The 18,246-nt window shown below is 70.2% G+C and carries 18 protein-coding genes; 6 read left to right on the top strand and 12 right to left on the bottom strand.

The features are described from left to right. Positions 1-90 precede the first annotated feature (90 nt). Positions 91-771 (top strand): SDR family NAD(P)-dependent oxidoreductase, encoded by a 681-nt coding sequence (locus tag LX12_RS13980; protein ID WP_253655194.1) that lies wholly within the window; start codon positions 91-93, stop codon positions 769-771. Between the two features lie 3 nt (positions 772-774). On the opposite strand, the gene LX12_RS13975 is transcribed toward LX12_RS13980, so the two are convergent. The 4 genes from LX12_RS13975 to LX12_RS13960 all read right to left on the bottom strand — a co-directional run bounded on the left by LX12_RS13975 (position 775) and on the right by LX12_RS13960 (position 5,919). Next, positions 775-1,566 (bottom strand): M15 family metallopeptidase, encoded by a 792-nt coding sequence (locus tag LX12_RS13975; protein ID WP_253655193.1) that lies wholly within the window; start codon positions 1,564-1,566, stop codon positions 775-777. A gap of 112 nt (positions 1,567-1,678) precedes the next feature. Continuing rightward, the gene (gene clpB / locus LX12_RS13970) at positions 1,679-4,243 is read right to left on the bottom strand and encodes an ATP-dependent chaperone ClpB (protein WP_253655192.1); all 2,565 of its coding nucleotides are present in this window, start codon (positions 4,241-4,243) and stop codon (positions 1,679-1,681) included. Between the two features lie 129 nt (positions 4,244-4,372). Beyond that, complete coding sequence (locus LX12_RS13965) at positions 4,373-4,816, bottom strand: hypothetical protein (protein WP_253655191.1); 444 nt, start codon at positions 4,814-4,816, stop codon at positions 4,373-4,375. Positions 4,817-4,923: 107 nt separating this feature from the next. Next, entirely contained in the window at positions 4,924-5,919 is a 996-nt protein-coding gene (locus LX12_RS13960; protein ID WP_253655190.1) for an amidohydrolase family protein, read from the bottom strand. A gap of 118 nt (positions 5,920-6,037) precedes the next feature. Between LX12_RS13960 and LX12_RS13955 the strand changes: the two genes are divergently transcribed. Further along, a complete protein-coding gene (locus LX12_RS13955; RefSeq protein ID WP_253655189.1) occupies positions 6,038-6,625 on the top strand; it encodes a hypothetical protein in 588 nt (195 codons plus the stop codon). Between the two features lie 44 nt (positions 6,626-6,669). Here the strand turns inward: LX12_RS13955 and LX12_RS13950 are convergent, their stop codons facing one another. Beyond that, a complete protein-coding gene (locus LX12_RS13950) occupies positions 6,670-8,142 on the bottom strand; it encodes an MFS transporter (RefSeq protein WP_253655188.1) in 1,473 nt (490 codons plus the stop codon). Between the two features lie 104 nt (positions 8,143-8,246). Then, complete coding sequence (locus LX12_RS13945) at positions 8,247-8,816, bottom strand: DinB family protein (protein ID WP_253655187.1); 570 nt, start codon at positions 8,814-8,816, stop codon at positions 8,247-8,249. A gap of 111 nt (positions 8,817-8,927) precedes the next feature. Between LX12_RS13945 and LX12_RS13940 the strand changes: the two genes are divergently transcribed. Further along, positions 8,928-9,629 carry a DUF1345 domain-containing protein gene (locus LX12_RS13940; RefSeq protein WP_253655186.1) on the top strand — a complete coding sequence of 234 codons (702 nt, stop codon included), beginning with the start codon at positions 8,928-8,930 and terminating at the stop codon, positions 9,627-9,629. On the opposite strand, the gene LX12_RS13935 is transcribed toward LX12_RS13940, so the two are convergent. Both LX12_RS13935 and LX12_RS13930 read right to left on the bottom strand, forming a co-directional pair. Continuing rightward, entirely contained in the window at positions 9,613-10,764 is a 1,152-nt protein-coding gene (locus LX12_RS13935; protein WP_253655185.1) for an RNA polymerase sigma factor, read from the bottom strand. The genes LX12_RS13940 and LX12_RS13935 overlap by 17 nt on opposite strands. 7 nt (positions 10,765-10,771) lie before the next feature. Further along, the gene (locus LX12_RS13930; protein ID WP_253655184.1) at positions 10,772-11,215 is read right to left on the bottom strand and encodes a YciI family protein; all 444 of its coding nucleotides are present in this window, start codon (positions 11,213-11,215) and stop codon (positions 10,772-10,774) included. A gap of 175 nt (positions 11,216-11,390) precedes the next feature. Between LX12_RS13930 and LX12_RS13925 the strand changes: the two genes are divergently transcribed. Continuing rightward, entirely contained in the window at positions 11,391-11,813 is a 423-nt protein-coding gene (locus tag LX12_RS13925) for a DUF732 domain-containing protein (protein ID WP_253655183.1), read from the top strand. Positions 11,814-11,890: 77 nt separating this feature from the next. Then, entirely contained in the window at positions 11,891-12,646 is a 756-nt protein-coding gene (locus LX12_RS13920) for a MerR family transcriptional regulator (RefSeq protein ID WP_253655182.1), read from the top strand. Positions 12,647-12,649: 3 nt separating this feature from the next. Here the strand turns inward: LX12_RS13920 and LX12_RS13915 are convergent, their stop codons facing one another. Genes LX12_RS13915 through LX12_RS13905 form a run of 3 tightly spaced genes read right to left on the bottom strand, consistent with a single transcriptional unit; the run spans position 12,650 to position 16,196 of the window. After that, positions 12,650-13,474, bottom strand: a complete 825-nt coding sequence (locus LX12_RS13915; protein ID WP_253655181.1) for a PaaI family thioesterase — start codon at positions 13,472-13,474, stop codon at positions 12,650-12,652. Positions 13,475-13,495: 21 nt separating this feature from the next. Next, complete coding sequence (locus tag LX12_RS13910; protein WP_253655180.1) at positions 13,496-15,694, bottom strand: glycoside hydrolase family 3 C-terminal domain-containing protein; 2,199 nt, start codon at positions 15,692-15,694, stop codon at positions 13,496-13,498. A gap of 22 nt (positions 15,695-15,716) precedes the next feature. Then, positions 15,717-16,196 carry a DUF2306 domain-containing protein gene (locus LX12_RS13905; protein WP_253655179.1) on the bottom strand — a complete coding sequence of 160 codons (480 nt, stop codon included), beginning with the start codon at positions 16,194-16,196 and terminating at the stop codon, positions 15,717-15,719. A 49-nt stretch (positions 16,197-16,245) separates the two neighbouring features. Between LX12_RS13905 and LX12_RS13900 the strand changes: the two genes are divergently transcribed. After that, positions 16,246-16,830: a TetR/AcrR family transcriptional regulator gene (locus LX12_RS13900; protein ID WP_253655178.1), complete on the top strand. Its 585-nt coding sequence runs from the start codon at positions 16,246-16,248 to the stop codon at positions 16,828-16,830. On the opposite strand, the gene LX12_RS13895 is transcribed toward LX12_RS13900, so the two are convergent. Then, positions 16,817-18,235, bottom strand: a complete 1,419-nt coding sequence (locus LX12_RS13895; protein WP_253655177.1) for an LLM class flavin-dependent oxidoreductase — start codon at positions 18,233-18,235, stop codon at positions 16,817-16,819. The two genes, LX12_RS13900 and LX12_RS13895, sit on opposite strands and share 14 nt — an antisense overlap. Between the last annotated feature and the right edge of the window lie 11 nt (positions 18,236-18,246).

Raw genomic sequence — 18,246 nt, 5'->3', positions numbered from 1 at the left:
AGGGGGTCACAGGTGCTGGTGGCCGGTCACGATCGCCGTTCGATTCGCCGGGGGCGGTTCGGCCCATCTCTCAGCGGGCACCATGGGGACATGGCTGATGCACAGGACAAGGTGTTCGTCGTCGTCGGCGCTACCGGCGCGCTGGGTTCCCGGATCGCGAAGGGACTCGCCGAGAAGGGTGCCGCCCTGACGCTGACGGGCTCGTCGGAGGAATCGGTCGGGAAGCTCGACATCGAGGGCGCGCACACCGTCGCAGCCGATCTCCGGCAGCCCGATGCGGGGCAGAAGATCATCGACGCGGCGCGCGACCAGCACGGCCGCATCGACGGTGTGGTCATCGCAGCGGGTGTCGCCGCGTTCGGTCCGCTCGCCGACATCGACGACGACACAGTCGACGATCTCGTGCTCATCGACTTCCTCGGGCCGTTGCGGATCACGCGCGCCGCGTTGCCGGTCGTCGAGCAGGGCGGTGTGATCGCGAGCATCAGCGCGGTGCTGGCCGAGCAGCCCGTCGCGTTCATGGCCACCTACTCGGCGGTGAAAGCCGCAGCAGCAGCGTTGTTCTCCGCCGTCGCGAAAGAGGCGCGCAAGAGCAAGATCCGCGTCGTCGACATCCGGCCCCCGCACACCGAGACCGGTCTCGTCGACCGCGCGATCGCCGGCGACCCGCCGAAGATGCCGTCGGGGGCTGATCCCGACGCCGTCGCCAAACGCATCGTCGAGGCCCTGCTCGGCGACGACAAGGATCTCGCGAGCAGCGAGTTCAGCTGAGCTCTACCGCCGCAGCGAGGACCGGGACACCGGGAAGTCGAAGTAGGTGTCCGGGAACGGTTCCGGCTTGTAGGTGAAGTGCCACCACTCGTAGGAATACGGCACGAATCCCTGTTGCACCATGCCGTTCAGCAACGTGACCCGGTTGCGCAGTTGCTCACCCTGGATACGCGGGTCCAGCGGCCACGAGAGGGTCGAGAAGCAGTCGAAGCCGGTGCCCATGTCGATCGAGTTGTCGGGGAATCGCTGCGCCTGCGGTGCGATGCAGTCGACCAGCTCCTGCCCGCGGACGTACGGCCTGGTCGCTCGGGCGGGTAGACGGACGAGCGTGAGGTCCATCGTGCTGCCGCGACTGTGCCCGGACTGCTCGGCGATGTAGCCGTCGCGGAAGAGGTTCGCCTTGTCGACGTCGCGGTAGAACTCGGCCTTCATCCGCTGGTCGTCGAGTCGCTTCGCCCACGCCACGAACGCGTTCACCGCGCGCTGCGGGCGGTAGCAGTCGTACACCTTGAGCGAGAGCCCCTGCAGCAGGAAGCCGATCTGTGCGCGGTGCAACGCCTCCGCGGCCTGCCGGGTGAGGATGCACATCGGCGCGCGATACCCGTCGACCGGGTCGCCGGTGAAGTTGTGCGGCGTGAAGTACCGGATCTCCTGGATGATCGTCGGATCGACGTCGCTCAGGGCCACGAAATCCGCCGGGGCCTTCGGCACGGGCGGCGCCGCGGAGGCCGTGGGCGCTGCCAGCGACAGCGCGACGAGAACAGCGGCACAGACGACGAGAACCCTGGCGGTCATGGTCGGTGATTCTCGCACTGGGCCGTCCGGCCCGCCGTCGGAAACGTCCGCCATACGGCGCAGGAGGGAACATTGCCCTCCTGGCACGTATGGCGGACGTTCGTGACGAGCGTCAGCCGAGGACGAGCGACTCCCCGTCGGCGCTGACGTTCACCGGCACGACGTCACCGTCGGTGACGGTCCCGGCCAGCAGCTGCTTGGCGAGCTGGTCACCGATCGCCTGCTGGACCAGCCGCCGCAGCGGACGTGCACCGTACAGCGGGTCGAATCCCCGTGCGGCGAGCCACCTCTTGGCGTTGTCGCTGACCTCGAGGTCGAGGCGACGCTGCGCGAGGCGCTCCTGCAGCTGACCGAGCTGGATGTCGACGATGCGCGTCAGCTCCTCAGGGTTGAGCCCGTCGAAGATGAGCACGTCGTCGAGGCGGTTGATGAACTCGGGCTTGAAGGCCGAGCGCACCGCCGTCATCACCTGCTCCTCCGTGCCACCGGCACCCAGGTTCGACGTCAGGATCAGGATGGTGTTGCGGAAGTCCACCGTCCGTCCCTGGCCGTCGGTGAGACGGCCCTCGTCGAGCACCTGCAGCAGCACGTCGAACACGTCCGGGTGGGCCTTCTCGATCTCGTCGAACAGGACCACCGTGTACGGGCGTCGACGCACCGCCTCGGTCAGCTGGCCACCGGCCTCGTAACCGACGTAGCCGGGAGGCGCACCGACGAGCCGTGCGACGCTGTGCTTCTCGCCGTACTCGCTCATGTCGATGCGCACCATCGCGCGGTCGTCGTCGAAGAGGAACTCCGCCAACGCCTTCGCCAACTCGGTCTTGCCCACGCCGGTCGGGCCGAGGAACATGAACGACCCCAGCGGCCGGTTCGGGTCGGCGACACCGGCCCGCGCGCGGCGGACGGCGTCGGACACCGCGGCCACGGCCTTCTTCTGGCCGATCACGCGCTTGCCGAGCTCGTCCTCCATGCGCAGCAGCTTCGCAGTCTCGCCCTCGAGCATGCGGCCCGCGGGGACACCGGTCCACGACGAGACGACCTCGGCGACGTCGTCGGGGCCGACCTCCTCCTTGAGCATGACGTCCTCGTTCACGATGGCGCCCTTGTCCGCGGCGGCCTCGAGTTGCTTCTCCAGCGCCGGGATCTGGCCGTAGCGCAGTTCCGCGGCCCGGCCGAGATCACCGTCGCGTTCGGCGCGCTCGGACTCACCGCGCAGCGACTCGAGCTGTTCCTTGAGGTCGCGGACGGAGTCGATGGCCTGCTTCTCGCCCTGCCACCGGGCGGTCAGCTCGGCGAGCTTCTCCTTCTGGTCGGCGAGTTCGCCGCGCAGCTTCTCCAACCGCAGCTTCGACGCCTCGTCGGTCTCCTTCTCCAGGGCGACCTCCTCGACCTCGAGCCGACGGACGATGCGCTCCACCTCGTCGATCTCGACGGGACGCGAGTCGATCTCCATGCGCAGACGCGACGCGGCCTCGTCGACGAGGTCGATCGCCTTGTCCGGCAGGAACCGCGAGGTGATGTACCGGTCCGACAGCGACGCCGCGGCGACCAGCGCCGAGTCGGTGATGCGGACACCGTGGTGCACCTCGTACCGATCCTTCAGTCCACGGAGGATGCCGACGGTGTCCTCGACCGACGGCTCCCCGACGTAGACCTGCTGGAAACGACGCTCGAGCGCGGCGTCCTTCTCGATGTACTGGCGGTACTCCTCGAGCGTGGTCGCGCCGACCAGCCGCAGCTCACCGCGGGCGAGCATCGGCTTGATCATGTTGCCCGCGTCCATCGCGGAATCACCGGTCGCGCCGGCACCGACGATCGTGTGCAGCTCGTCGATGAAGGTGATGACCTGCCCGGCCGAACCCTTGATGTCCTCGAGGACGGCCTTCAGCCGCTCCTCGAACTCACCCCGGTACTTCGCGCCGGCGACCATCGACGACAGATCGAGGCTGACGACGGTCTTTCCGCGCAACGACTCCGGGACGTCGCCCGCGATGATGCGCTGCGCCAGACCCTCGACGATGGCGGTCTTGCCGACACCGGGCTCGCCGATGAGGACGGGATTGTTCTTGGTGCGGCGGCTGAGCACCTGGACCACCCGACGGATCTCGGTGTCACGACCGATGACCGGGTCGAGCTTGCCCTCGCGGGCCTGCGCGGTCAGGTCGGTCGAATACTTCTCGAGTGCCTGATACGTCGATTCGGGGTCGGGCGAGGTGACGCGCGCGCTGCCGCGGACGGCGACGAACGCCTCGCGCAACGCCTGCGGTGTCGCGCCCACGTCGTGCAGGAGCTTGGCGACGTCGGAGTCACCGGTCGCCAGGCCGACCATGAGGTGCTCGGTCGAGACGTACTCGTCGTCGAGTTCGCCCGCGAGCTGCTGGGCGGCGGTGATGGCCGCGATGGTCTCGCGGGTCAGCTGCGGGGCAGCGCTCCCACCGGAGACCGACGGCATGCGCCGCACCAGGGCCCGTGCCTGCGTCAGGACCGACTGAGGGTCGACACCGACCGCCTTGAGCAGCGGCGATGCGATGCCGTCGGGCTGCTGGAGCAGCTCCACGAGGACGTGCGCGGGTCGCACGTCGGGGTTGCCGGCCGCGGTCGCCGACTGGACGGCAGCCGACAACGCCGCCTGCGTCTTGGTCGTCGGGTTGAACCCGCCGCCGTTCGGTTGGGTCATGGGCTCACCTTTCTTGAGTGAGGTGTGTGCAAGTCTTGCCGGACCGGGCGGTCCGTCACACGACTCAACGCTCGATCAGTTGAGTCTGTTCCGCTCAAGTATGTCGGCTCGCCCGGTCCGGCGCAACCATCACCCGATGGCGTACGCCAGGCCGCAGCCACGGTCCGCCAGCGACCGGGTGAACGCACGCGCCTCCGCCAGGTACCGGTTGATCGTCTCGGCGGACCAGTCGAGCGGACCGAGCCGGGCGGCGATGTCGTCGTCGACGTCGTCGACGAGCACGAGGTCGTCGGCGATCGCCGCCACCTCGTCGGGGTCGAGGACGGCGACATACGGCTCGTACTCGTAGCCGATCCACCGCACGTGGCCGGCGACGAGGTCCAGCGCTCGACGGCGCGCGAGCAGTTGCTGCAGCGGCCCCCACACCTTGTCGAGGTAGAGCATCACCGGCCGTTCGTCCTCGGGGCCCCACGCGTCCATCAGGGGGTCGTGCGAGAGGAACAGTCGTGGGTCGTCGTGCGCCTGCTCGACGAGCTCGGGCGGCACCGGATAGGCGTAGTAGCGGATTCCCATGCACGCAGGGTCGACGCCGGGACCGTCACGTCGGACGAACCATGACCTGACGCTGTGGACAACCGCTCGACGATCTCCCCGGCGGGCCGATCTGTGGATGACCGCGGTCAGCGGCGGATGGCCGCGATCAGTCGTTCCCAGTTCCCCGAGGCGATCGCCGCCCGGTCCGTCTCCGACAGGTCGCTCCCGTCGAGGAAGGTGCGTGCGGCGCCGTCCTCGAACGGCACGTAGGGGTGGTCGGTGGCGAACATCAACCGTTCCGTCGGCATCACGTCCCGCGCCCACCCGAGGTAGCGATGGTTCAGGATGCCGCCGGGCGTCAGATAGGCGTTGTGTGTCAGGTAGTCGGACACGGGCCGGTCGAGCCCCGCTGTCGGACCGATCCTGTCGACGCGGTCGACGTAGAACGCGAGCACCTCGCCCCAGTGACCGAGGACGACCTGAAGGTCGGGGAAGCGGTCGAACACACCCGCCAGCACGAGCCGGAGGAACTCGACGCCCGCGTCGTAGTGCCAGCCGATCGCGTGCGTCGCGAGCGCGACCTCGACCTCGTCGCCGAAGCCGCGGTAGTAGGCCTGCCGAACGGCGCTCGGAGCGATCTGAGGGTGGAGGTACAACGGCGCCCGCAGCGCCTCCGCGGCCTCGAAGATGGGCCAGAAGCGCGGGCTGTCGATCGGCTCACCGCGCACCCGGGAGAAGATCATCGCGCCGTGGAAGCCCAGCTCGCGGACCGCGCGGTCCAGCTCGGCGGCGGCCGCCTCCGGACGCTGCGGCGCCAATGTGGCGAAGCCCTGCAGGCGGTCGGGGGTGCGACGCACCGCGTCGGCCACCTCGTCGTTCGTCGTGGACTGGAGTGCGACGGCATCGGCCTCGTCGAGCTCGAACAGTCCCGGTGTCGTCAGCGACAGCACATGCTGGTCGACACCGGCCGCATCCATGAGAGTCAGCCGCTCGTCGTCGAGACTCCGCAGTCGTCGGCCGATGTCGGTCGTCGTGTCGCCGGAGAACGCGGCCATCGGGTCGTCCGATCGCGCTCCGAGTCGTTCCCAGGCCGACGCGACGTCGTCGGTGACGTAGTGCTCTTCGAGTCCCACGATCCGCATGCCGTCCAGTGTCGTGCGATCGCGCGAACCCGGCCATCTTTTCGTGTCATTCGGTAACGACTTGCCGGATCTGTCCGACAGTTCATCCGTACAGATGCTCAGTCACCGAGGAGTCGTCATGAAGGTCCGTCTCGCCACCGTCGTCGTCGCGGCCGTCGCGCTGGGGTCGCTCACCGCCTGCGGCTCGTCGCCGTCGGACACCGCGACATCGTCACCGCAGACAGCGGTCACGACGATGGTCACGATCACCCGGGCGCCGACGACGACGCCCCTGCCGTCGACGGAACCGGACACCACCGACGACACCACGTCGACGCTGCAGCCCGCGCCGGCGACCGCCGACGACAGCACGTCCACGGCGGTTGGCGCGGACTATGTCGGGCACTTCCAGCGCCACGAGTCGACGCTCGATCTGGCCTCCGCCGGGACCGGGAAGTTGCTGATGGGCGCCAGCGCCGTCGATGTCGAGACGTGGGCGGTGACGTGGCAAGCGTCCGCCCCTGGAGTCGCGATCACGTTGGATCGTCGAACCGCGCTGTACGGCCGCGGGCTGGAGGCAGGGCTGGAACCGGGGCAACAGTTCACGGCACGCTTCACGACCGGCGAGACAGGCAGCCGTGTCTTGCAGACGGGACCCATCGGTCCGCAGATCGGCGACCAGATCTGGTGCGGGACCGGCGGCCCGTCACCGGAGTGCGGCGCCTGATCCGGTAGCAGTTCGGGTCGCCACGCGACACGAACTGCTACCGATCACGCGGGGACGGACTCGCGGGATTCCTTCGACCGCGCGGTCACGGCGTCGACGATCGCGATGATCAGACCGACGGTGACGAGCGCCGCGGCGACGGAGAGACCGACCTGGAACGCCGAAGCCCAGTCGCGTGGGTTGTCGGCGACGCGGGCGAAGAACACGGCGCCGACGAGGGCGATGCCTGCGGCCGACCCGATGCGCTGACCGGTCTGCAGCACGCCACCCGCGATCCCCGCGCGCTTCACCGGGACCTCGTCGAGCGTCAGGGTGATGTTCGGCGAGATCACGAAACCCGAGCCGAGGCCGGCGATCAGGAGCGGGAACGCGGCTGCCCAGCCCACCCCGTGTCCGGGGACGATCAGCGAGGCGACCACTGCGCCGAGCATGCCGACGACGACCATCAGCAGACCCGCGGCGACCAGGCTGCGCCCGAAGCGTCCGACGAGCGCACCGCCGATCCGCGCCGACACCGCGGACCCGACCGCGAACGGCGTCACCGCGAGACCGGCGGCGAGCGCCGAATAGCCCAGCCCCTGCTGCACGTACAGCGTGTAGATGAAGAAGATCGTCGTGAAACCGGCGAAGTAGACCAGGCCGATGATGCAGCCGAGCGAGTACGACCGGAGACGGAACAGCGAGAGGTCGACGAGCTGCTGCTGCTCGCGTCGACCCTGGCGTCGCTCCCAGAAGTAGAACGCAGCCAGGAACACCGCGGCGACGATGAGCAGCAACCACTTGGCCGAGCCCTTCCACTGCTGCTCCTGCACCAGCGGCAGCATGACCGCCACCACGCCCAGCCCGAGCAGCACCACACCGAGCGGGTCGAACGACGACCACCGCAGCGGCTGACGCTCCGCGGCCGGCTCCGACGGGAGCAGTTTCAGTGCCGCGACGAAAGCGATGACACCGATCGGCACGTTGACCATGAAGACGTAGCGCCATCCGTGCTGCTCGCCGCCCAGCTGGATCAGCACACCGCCGAGCAGCGGTCCGACGGCTGTCGAGATGCCGATGGTGGCGGCGAACAGGCCAAATGCCTTGGCGCGCTCGGCGCCGCGGAACAGCTGCTGGATGAGGCCGGAGACCTGGGGGCTGAGGATGCCGCCCGCGATGCCCTGGATGAGCCGCGCGATGACCAGCGTCAGCGGACCCGAAGCGAGACCACAGGCCGCCGACGCGGCGACGAACAGCACCAACCCGACGATGAACGTCACCTTGCGGCCCCGCGCGTCACCGATGCGCCCGGCCGGGACGAGGAACAGACCGAACGCCAGCGCATAGCCGGACACGACCCACGACAGATCGGCCGACGACGCCCCGATGCCCTTCTCGATCGACGGGAGCGCGACGTTGACGATCGACACGTCGAGCAGAGTCATGAACCCGACGACGAGACACACCGCCAACGCGGTCCACCGCTTCGGGTCGGGCTGGTACTCCTCCGTCGCGGCGGATGGGGTCTGGGTGGCCATGCGGGGTTGCAACACCGATGTCCGTTCCGGGCTTCCCCTAAGTGACCAGTTCGTCCAGTCGGGATCCCGACTCGCCTGCGATCTCGCGGGCGAGCCGGCAGCCCTCACATCGTCGTGCGGCCGTCGATGCTCTCGCGGATGATCTCGGCGTGGCCGGCGTGCTGGGAGGTCTCGGCGACGAGGTGGATCAGCACGCGCCGGACGCTGTGCGACGCACCCGGTTCGTTCCACGGCGCCTCGGGAAGTGGCGTCGTCCGCGACAGGTCGGTGACGCCGGCGATGATCTCCTCGGTCCGGACGGCGACGTCGCGGTAGTGCTCGATCACCGACTCGCGGGTGTCACCGTCGAGCATCTGGAAGTCGTTCTGGCGGTCGATCGCCCACTGCGGCCAGGTCGTCGCGGTACCTGTGAAGATGTCCTCCCAGGTGACGCCCTCGGGCAGGTCGGTCGCCATCGCGGACGTGCCCTCGACGACGAACCGACCCCACGCGGCCTCGGTCGACGCGACGTGTTTGATCAAGCCACCGAGGCACAACGAGCTGGCCGTCGGGCGCTCACCCAACTGCTCGTCGGTGAGCCCCTCGGTGGTGCCGATGATGATCTCGCGGGCGAGCGCGAGTTCGGCGAGCAGATCGGCGCGGCCGTCGTCGACGGTGCTGGTGGTCTCGGTCATGTGGTGCTCCTGAGCTGTGCTGTCGGGGACATCTCGATCATGGTTCGCATACCGGACAGTTCCGGTCCTCGATAGGACAGTTCACGCGGTATTCCCCGGCACAATCGCGGCATGTCCTCATCCGACAGCTCATTCCGCCGCGTCGAGCACGACGCGCTGCCCGCGTGGCGGCGGATCACCGCCGGCGAGCCCCGGTGGGCCGCAGCCCTGGCCATCGTCGTGGTCATCGCGCTACAGCTCTCGCTGCCGGAGCGGCTCAACCTGTCGTCGCGGTGGCTGTTGCCCGCCATCGAGGCGGCCCTGTTCGTCGTCCTGGTGGCGTTCAACCCGCTGCGCATCGAGAAGGGCACCCGGCCGATCCGCGCGGTCAGCCTCGGACTCATCGCGGTCGCGAGTCTCGCGAACGCGTACTCGGCGGTGCGTCTCGTCGTGGACATCGTCTCGTCGTCGCATCACGCCAAGGCACCCGAACTGCTCGCGACGGGCGGCGCGATCTATCTGACGAACATCATCGTGTTCGGGCTCTGGTACTGGGATCTCGACCGCGGCGGGCCCGCCGCGCGGGCGGCAGGAGTCCGCGAGCACCCCGATTTCCTCTTCCCGCAGATGGCCACGCCGGAGATGTCGCCACCCGACTGGGAGCCCCGGTTCGCCGACTACCTCTACGTCTCCTTCACCAATGCGACGGCGTTCAGTCCGACCGACACGATGCCGATGACCCGCTGGGCCAAGCTCGCGATGATGGTGCAGTCGGTGATCGCCCTGGCCACGGTGGCGATGGTGCTGGCGCGGGCGATCAACATCCTGAACTGAGCGACCGCACCCGGGCGGCCTCCCGGACGAGGTGGTCCCGCTCGGCGGCCGATGACGCCGCCGTGGCCGCCGCCACGTAGAGGTCTGCCGCGCCGTCGAGGTCGCCGGCCATCTCGGTGAGGTGGGCGCGCACGGCGGTGTGACGGGGCAGGCTCGGGTCGAGCCCGTCGAGCGCCGCGAACCCGGCCGGGGCACCGTCGGCCTGACCGACGGCGACCGCTCGGTTGAGCCGCGCGACGGGGCTGTCGGTCAGCGCGACGAGTTCGTCGTACCACTCGACGATCTGCACCCAGTCGGTCTCGGCTGCCGAGGGCGCGTCGGCGTGCAGTGCGGCGATGGCCGCCTGGGCCTGGTACTCCCCCAGCCGATCGCGGGCGAGCGCGGTCTGCAGGATGTCGACGCCCTCGGCGATCAGCGCGGTGTCCCACCGGCTGCGGTCCTGCCCGTGCAACGGGATCAGCTGACCGCCCGCCCCGGTGCGTGAGGCGCGACGCGCATGGTGCAGGAGCATCAGCGCGAGCAGGCCCGCGACCTCGGGTTCGTCTGTCAGCGTCGCCAGCATCCGAGCGAGCCGGATGGCCTCCGCCTCCAGGTCGACGTCGCCGCCGTAGCCCTCGTTGAACACGAGGTAGAGGACGCGCAGGACGGTCGACAGGTCGCTCGCCCCGCCCAGCCGCAGCCCCGCGACGGTCTTCTTCGCACGGCTGATGCGCTGCGCCATGGTCGCCTCCGGGACCATGTACGCCTCGGCGATCTGCCGCGTGGTCAGCCCGCCGACGGCCCGCAGGGTGAGGGCGACGGCCGAGGACGGCGACAGGTCCGGATGCGCGCACAGCAGGTAGAGGTCGAGGGAGTCGTCGCGGGCTGCGACGGGTCCCGGCTCGGGTTCCCGCGACACGGAGTCCTCCCGCCGGCGCCGCGCGGACGCCGAGCGGACCGCGTCGAGGAACGACCGCCACGCGACCGTCGTCAGCCATCCCCGCGGGTCGCGCGGCGGGTCGTCGGGCCAGGACGCGAGCGCGCTGACGAGCGCGTCCTGGACGGCGTCCTCGGCCGACGCGAAGTCCGCGCCGCGCCGGACGAGGACGCCGATCACCGCGGGGACCAGCGCCCGCAGTTCCTGCTCGTCGAGCATCGTCGTCTCAGTCGGTCATGACCGGGGGCATCTCGAGGAACGGGCGGAGTTCCAGCCACTCGTAGATGGGTTCACCACCCGCACCCGGCGCCGCGGACAGTTCACCCGCGAGTTCGAGTGCACGGTCGTGGGAGTCGACGTCGATCGCCATCCATCCGGCGATCAGGTCCTTGGTCTCGGCGAACGGGCCGTCGGTGACCGGCGGCCTGCCCGGCCCGTCGTACCGGACGAAGGTCCCCTCCGGGGAGAGTGCCTGCGCGTCGACGAACTCACCGGTCGCCTTGAGCTTGTCGGCGAAGTCCCGCATGAACTGCATGTGGGCGTCGACCTCGTCCGGGGTCCACCGGTCCATGGGGTCACCGCGGAATCCGGGGGTGGGGCCGCCACGGTAGTGCTTGAGCATCAGGTACTTCACGGTTCTCTCCTCGCGTTCGTCGCGACGCCGGTGCATCGCTCGTACCCCTGGGACGTCACCGTCGCACGGTTCTCGACATCGGTCGCGACAGTTGTTCCCGGCGATTCTTCACCCCGATGAGCGATGTGCGATGTCGGTCCGAGGCGGGCCACCAACCGGCCATACTGGACAGGTTCGGCGACCGACGTCGACGGAGGAGGAAGAGGGCGGCATGAAGAAGCTCGTTTTTGCGGCGATCGCGGCGGGGGCACTGGTCCTGGCCGGCTGTTCCGACTCCGACTCGAACACCCCGAACGCCTCCGGCGGCGGTGCGGAGTCGGCCTCGCGGTCGGCGGACGAGTTCGGCAGCGCCGCGTCGAGCGCCGCCAACGCCGTCGGCGACGCCGCGTCGGCCGCCCGCGACAGCGCGTTCATCGGCGCCCTCGGCGTCGGCAACCTGAAGTTCGGCAGCGACTCCGACATGACCTCGGAGGCGCGCGACGTGTGCAGCAGCCTGAACGAGGGCAAGAGCGCCGCCGACGCCGGCAACGACGTGAAGGACAAGTACAACGGGGACGACTCGAAGGCCAAGGGCTTCGTCCGCGCCGCGGTGACCGCCTACTGCCCCACCGAGGTCGGCAAGCTCATCTACTGATCGCGCTTGACCCTCACGCGACGTGCGGCCCGAGCATGGTCGTCACCGGCGCACGGTGCGTCGGGTGAGGAGTTCCGATGACGGACGGGATGCTGCGGGTCGGTCGGCTCGCCGAGCTCACGGGTCTGACGGTGCGCACGCTGCACCACTACGACGAGCTCGGGCTGGTCCGTCCGTCTCGACGCACCGCGGCCGGCTACCGGCTCTACGACGACACCGACGTCGAGCGTCTCTACCGGGTGATCGCGCTGCGACAGCTCGGGTTGCCGCTCGAGCGCATCGCCGAGGTGCTCGACGACGCGGCGTCGTTGGAGTCGACGCTGTGCACCCATGACCGGCTGCTGGCCGAGCAGATCGCGGCACTGCAGTCGATCCGGGCGCGGATCGGCGTGAGCCTGGCGACCGTGCGGGCGCGGTCGACGCCGTCGTCGGATCTCCTCGACGTGATCCGAGAGGTGACGAGCATGGACGAGACGATGGCGAAGTACTTCGACGCCGATCAGATGGGTGAGCTGGCTCGCCGGCGGGAGACCGTCGGCGACGAGCGCATCGCGGAGGTGGAGAACCGATGGCCGAGCCTGATGGCCGAGGTCGACGCGGCGATGGCCGAGGGCGTCGATCCCGCGTCGCCGCGGGCCGTCGCGCTCGCGGTCGAGTGGATGGGACTGCTGGAGGAGTTCCACGGCAACGACCCCGGGCTGAAGGAGTCGCTGTACGCGGTCGCCCACGACAACGCCGACCTGCAGGCCGACGAGTCGGCGACGCCGATGTTCGCCGGCCCGACCAAGGAACAGATGGCCTTCGTCGGACAGGCCTGGGAGCACCGCGGGTGATCGTCAGGAGCCGACGGCGTATCCCGTCACCCGGACGACGGCGGCGGTCCTGCCGTCGGCCCCGATCGCCGCGACGTCGACCAACGCGGTGCTGCGCCCGGCGCGGACGATGCGCGCCTCGTAGCGGGCCTGCCCGCCGGTGAACATCGGACGCAGGTAGTTGGCGCGGACGGCGCCGGTGGCCAGGGGCGTCGTCCGGTCGCGGTTCATCGTGGCCGACGCCACCGTCTCGGCGGCGGCGACGATGACGCCGCCGTGCACGATCCCGATGCCGTTCTGCAGGGACGGGTCGGCCAGCGCCGCCGCGGAGTCGACGTCGTCGCCCACCGGCGACCCGAGCCCCAACATCCGGGTGATGTCGTCCCTGTCGGCGCCGGTGAGCTCGTCGTCGGGCAGGCCCGGCAGCGCGTCGCCGCTGGGGATCGGATGGGTGCGCACCGTCCCCACGCCGACGGCCCGGCCGTCGACGGTGACCGTGCTCAGCGACAGCGCCGTCGAGTCGTCGAGCGCGGTGGTGCGACCCGCCGCGCGAGCGGTGGTCGCGGCGGCAGGGAGTGGGGCAACGAGGTCCACGGACAGCTCACTGCTGACCGTCCACTGCTGCGCTCCGTAGGACACGAAGTTCGCCGTGCCCCCGGCGGAGTCGACGAGCATCGCGAGGAGTCCCGCGCTCATCGAGGTCGTCGACGGGTTCGTCCATCGGCCGGCGGGCATCTCCATCACGACCTCGTCGGAGTCGGAGTCCGCGACCGGCCGGATCTCGAAGCGCGTCTCCGCGGGGTCGACGAACTGCTCGGCGATGCTCACCCAGGTGGGGACGGTGGTCATCGGGGGATCGTATCGAGGCCGCTACCCGGCGTCGGGATCACCGAGGAGGTCGATGAGTGCGGGTGAGGTGAGACCGAAGTTCCGCAGTCGGTCCAGCGGCATCGACCCGACGAGGGTGAGGAGGTCCGATCCGGCCATCTCGCCCGCGCCGTCGGGCATCGACGAGGACAGCGCCTCGGCGACGGCCGGGTCGGCCAGCGCCTCGGCGAGGGTGGACTGCCACGTGATCGGCAGGTCGACGTCGTCGCCGGCGACCGTCACCGACGCCTCGAGCCGGATGTCACGGCTCGACGCGCCGATCTCGACGTCCCAGGCACCACCCTCGACGACCCACCGGTCGACACGGACATCCCAGTGCGCCAGCGCGTCCCGGTCGATGGTCATCGAGAGGCGGTGCGACGCAGACGGTTCGAGATCCGGCGTGACCGCGAAAGACTTCAGCTCCCGCGGGGGACGGGTCACCGACGACTCCGTGCGTCCGACGTAGGCCTGGACGACCTCCCGCCCGACGACCGGGCCGGTGTTCGTGACGGTCACACCGATGCTCAGCACCTCGTCGTCGACGGTCACGTCGAGATCGGTGTACGCGAACCGCGTGTAGGACAGGCCGTGTCCGAACGGGAAGGCGACGTCGAGACCGCGGGCGTCGAATCCGCGGTACCCGACGAAAATGCCCTCGCCGTAGCGCAGATGCGAGTGCCCGCCGGGGAAGTCGAGATACGACGGGCAGTCGGCGAGGCGCACCGGCAGGGTCTCGGCCAGTCGGCCCGACGGGTTCACCGCGCCGAACAGGACGTCGGCGAGCGCTCCCCCGCCGGCCTGGCCGAGCAGTCCGCCGTCGAGGATCGCCGGGACGTCGTCGACGAACGGCGCCACCCGGACCACGCCACCGTGCGACAGCACCACCACGGTGCGCGGCTGGGCCGCGATCACCGCGGCGACGAGTTCGAGCTGGTCGGAGGGGAGTTCGATGTCGGTGCGGTCGAAGCCCTCCGACTCCTGCTTCTCCCCCAGCCCCAGGAACACCACCGCGACGTCGGCGTCGGCCGCGGCACCGGCGGCTGTGGCACGGAGACCGACCGCGTCCCCGGAGCCGTCGGTCGTGACACCGGCGACGGCGGTGACCATCTCGTCGCCGGCACGGGAACGGATCTCGTCCACCGGGATGTCGACCCGGGTGGCGGTCACGTGCGAACTCCCGCCGCCCTGGTATCGGGGCAACTGTGCGAACTCACCGATCACCGCGATGCGGGCACCTGCGCGCAGCGGCAGGACGTCGTCGTCGTTCTTCAGCAGCACGACGCAGCGTGCGGCGGCCTCGCGGGCGAGGCGATGGTGCGCATCGTGGTCGACGTCGTCGCGCTGGTCTCGGCCGGCTGCCGTACGCCGGGCGAGCGTGGCCACCGCCGTGGTCGCGCGGTCGAGGTCGGCCGGGTCGAGGTCACCGGACCCGACCGCCGCCGCCACCGCGGCGTCACCGGCCCCACCGTCACCGGGCATCGTCAGGTCGAGCCCGGCGCGCAGCGCGGCGACCCGATCGCGGACCGCGCCCCAGTCGCTGACGACGAGGCCGTCGAACCCCCACTCGCCGCGCAGGACATCGGTGAGCAGCCACCGGTTCTCCGCGGCGTACACCCCGTTGATCCGGTTGTAGGAACACATCACCGTCCACGGCCGGGCGGTGCGCACGATGTGTTCGAACGCGCGCAGATAGATCTCCCGCACGGTGCGCGGATCGACGTCAGAGCTCGAGCGCATCCGATCGGTCTCGGCCTGGTTCAGCGCGAAATGCTTGAGCGACGCGGCGACGCCGGCGCCCTGGACGCCGGTCACCCACGCCGCGCCGAGCGTCCCGGCGACCACCGGGTCCTCCGAGAAGTACTCGAAGTTGCGACCACCCCGGGGGTCCCGCTTGATGTTCACCCCGGGTCCGAGGAGAACGTCGACCCCGAGTGCCCGCGCCTCTCGTCCGAGCGCCGCACCGACCCGTTCGACGAGGTCGCGGTCCCAGCTCTGCGCGAGTCCGACGGCCGGCGGGAAACATGTCGCCGGTTCGGAGTCGGCGATCCCGAGATGGTCGGCGTCGCCACGCTGACGTCGGACGCCGTGCGGACCGTCGGTGAGGACCAACGACGGCACCTCCCCCACCGCCTCGGTCGACCAGAAGTCGGCGCCGCGGGTCAGACGGGTGCGGTCGTCGATCGAACCCTCGTCGGTCATGCCCGCTCCTCCCGCTCGGCGATCACCCCGACCCTACGGACGCCAGGGCCGGCGACGGCCGCGCCGACCACCGGCGACGCGCGACCACCTCGACGGCGACGACGACTGCCCCGCACCCGACGACGAGCGCGACGACCGCGACCGTGAACAGCGCCGGATCATGCGCCGCGAGGCGTGGGACGTCGCGACTCGGGACCGCGACGGCCCCGACGAACGCCCCCACCACGCCGAACCACGAGTTGCGCATGAACCGACGGTGCATCGCGACGCGCCCGCGGACGGCCGCCCACAGGCCGACCGAGACGGTGATGGTCGTGAACGCGGTCAGGGCGTGGAAGAGGCTGAGATGACCCGGCCGCAGCTGCTCGATCCCCATCGACGTCCCCAACGCTACGTACATCGCCCCGACCCAGATGCGGCCGAGCCATCGATGGGCGGTGTCACCGCGCGGTCGGCGGAGCAGGACCACCGGGCCGAGCAGGAGGGCCAGGGACGCACACACCGCGTGGACCGCGACGACAGGACTTATAACACTGTTATAGGCTGGTCTCGTGCCCTCCGTCAACGATGACCTCCCCGGCCGGCTGGTCGACGAAGCCGCCCGCATCCTCGCCGAGTCCGGCCCCGCCGCGCTGTCCGTCCGCAAGATCGCGACCGCCGCCGGGACGTCGACGATGGCCGTCTACACCCACTTCGGGGGCAAGGACACCCTGCTCTCGGCGCTCTACCGCGAAGGCTTTCGTCGGCTCGGGGCGAGGCTCGGTGCGGTCGGCCCCGGTGAACCGATGGAGGCGTTGCTCACCACCGGGCGCGCCTATCGCGACGCCGCGCTCGCCTCACCACACCTGTACGCGCTCATGTTCGGTCCGCCGCCCGCCGGACTCGTCCTCACCGACGACGACCGCGCGGCAGCGGACACCACGTTCCGGCCCCTCGTCGACCGCGTGGCCGACGCGGTCGACGCCGGGCTGCTCACCGGCGACGTCGACCGGATCGCGTCGCACCTGTGGGTCGTCGCCCACGGGATGGTCGGACTCGAGCTGTCCGGCAGGGCCTTCCACGACGACGGCCCCGCCGACGCCCGCTACGACGAGGCGCTGACCCTGGCCGCCGCGCCGTTCCTCACGACGCGGTGACGCCCGACCGCACCGAGTCGTCGATGGTCGAGTTGATCCCGCCGACGCGGTAGGTGGCACCGCGGTGGTTGTCGGGGAGGCGGTCTCCCCGACCGAACAGCTTGTTGCGCAACGTGCCCGGCGCGTACCCGCGCTCGTAGCTGCCGCGCTTCTCCAGTTCGGGGACGACGTGCTCGACGACGTCGGCGAAGGTCCCCGGCGTGACCGCGTAGGCGAGGTTGAAGCCGTCGACGTCGGTCTCGGCGACCCACTCCTCCAGCTGCTGCGCGATCGAGGCGCCCGACCCGACGAGGACCGGTCCCATCCCACCGATCCCGCCCCAGGCGGCGATGTCGCGGACGGTCCACTCCTTGCCGTCGGGATCGGCTTGCGAGAACGCCGCCACCGCGGACTGGATCGCGTTGGACTCGACGTTGCCGATCGGCTCGTCGAGGTCGTAGGCGGACAGGTCGATGCCCATCCAGCCGGACATGAACACGAGCGCACCCTCGTCGCTGGCGTACGAGCGGTACTCGGCCGCCTTCGCCTGCGCGGCCCCCTCGGTGGCGTCGGTGATGATCGTCAGCAGCGTGTAGATCCGGGCGTCGTGGGCACCCCGACCGGCGGCGACGAGCTCGGCACGGATCTTCCCGACGACCGACCTCAGGATCTCCTTGGTGGGCGCCGCGACGAAGATCGCCTCGGCGTTGCCCGCGGCGAACGCCATGCCGCGCGGCGAGGCGCCGGCCTGGTAGATGACCGGCGACCGCTGCGGCGACGGCTCCGACACATGGATCCCGGGAACCGAGTAGTGCTCACCGCGGTGGCCGATGTGGTGGACCTTCGCCGGGTCGGCGAACACCCCCGCCTCGCGGTCGCGGCGGACGGCGTCGTCCTCCCACGATCCCTCCCACAGCTTGTAGAGCACCTCCAGGTACTCGTCGGCGTGGTCGTAGCGGGCGTCGTGCGCGAGCTGGTCGGTCTCGCCCATGTTCCGCGCGGCCGACGGCAGGTATCCGGTGACGACGTTCCAGCCGATCCGTCCCCTCGTCAGGTGGTCGAGGGTCGACATGCGGCGCGCGAACGGCACGGGGTGCTCGAACCCGGTGCCGGTGGTGATGCCGAACCCGAGGTTCTCGGTCGCGTGGGCCATGGCCGAGACCAGCAGCAGCGGGTCGTTCACGGGCGTCTGCGCACCCTGCCGGATGGCGGCCTCGTCGGTGCCGGCGTACACGTCGTAGGTGCCGAGGACGTCGGCGATGAACAGTCCGTCGAACCCGCCGGTCTCGAGCAGTCGCGCCAGCTCGACCCAGTAGTCGATGGTGGTGTAGTCCCACGACCGGTCCTGCGGGTGGCGCCACAGTCCGGGGGACTGATGGGCCACACAGTTCATGTCGAAGGCGTTGAAGCGGATGGGACGGCTCATCCTGCCAGCGA

It is taken from the genome of Williamsia serinedens, assembly GCF_024171725.1.
In the GTDB taxonomy this organism is placed as follows: domain Bacteria; phylum Actinomycetota; class Actinomycetes; order Mycobacteriales; family Mycobacteriaceae; genus Williamsia_A; species Williamsia_A serinedens.
This window is presented reverse-complemented; position numbering and strand designations above follow the sequence as displayed.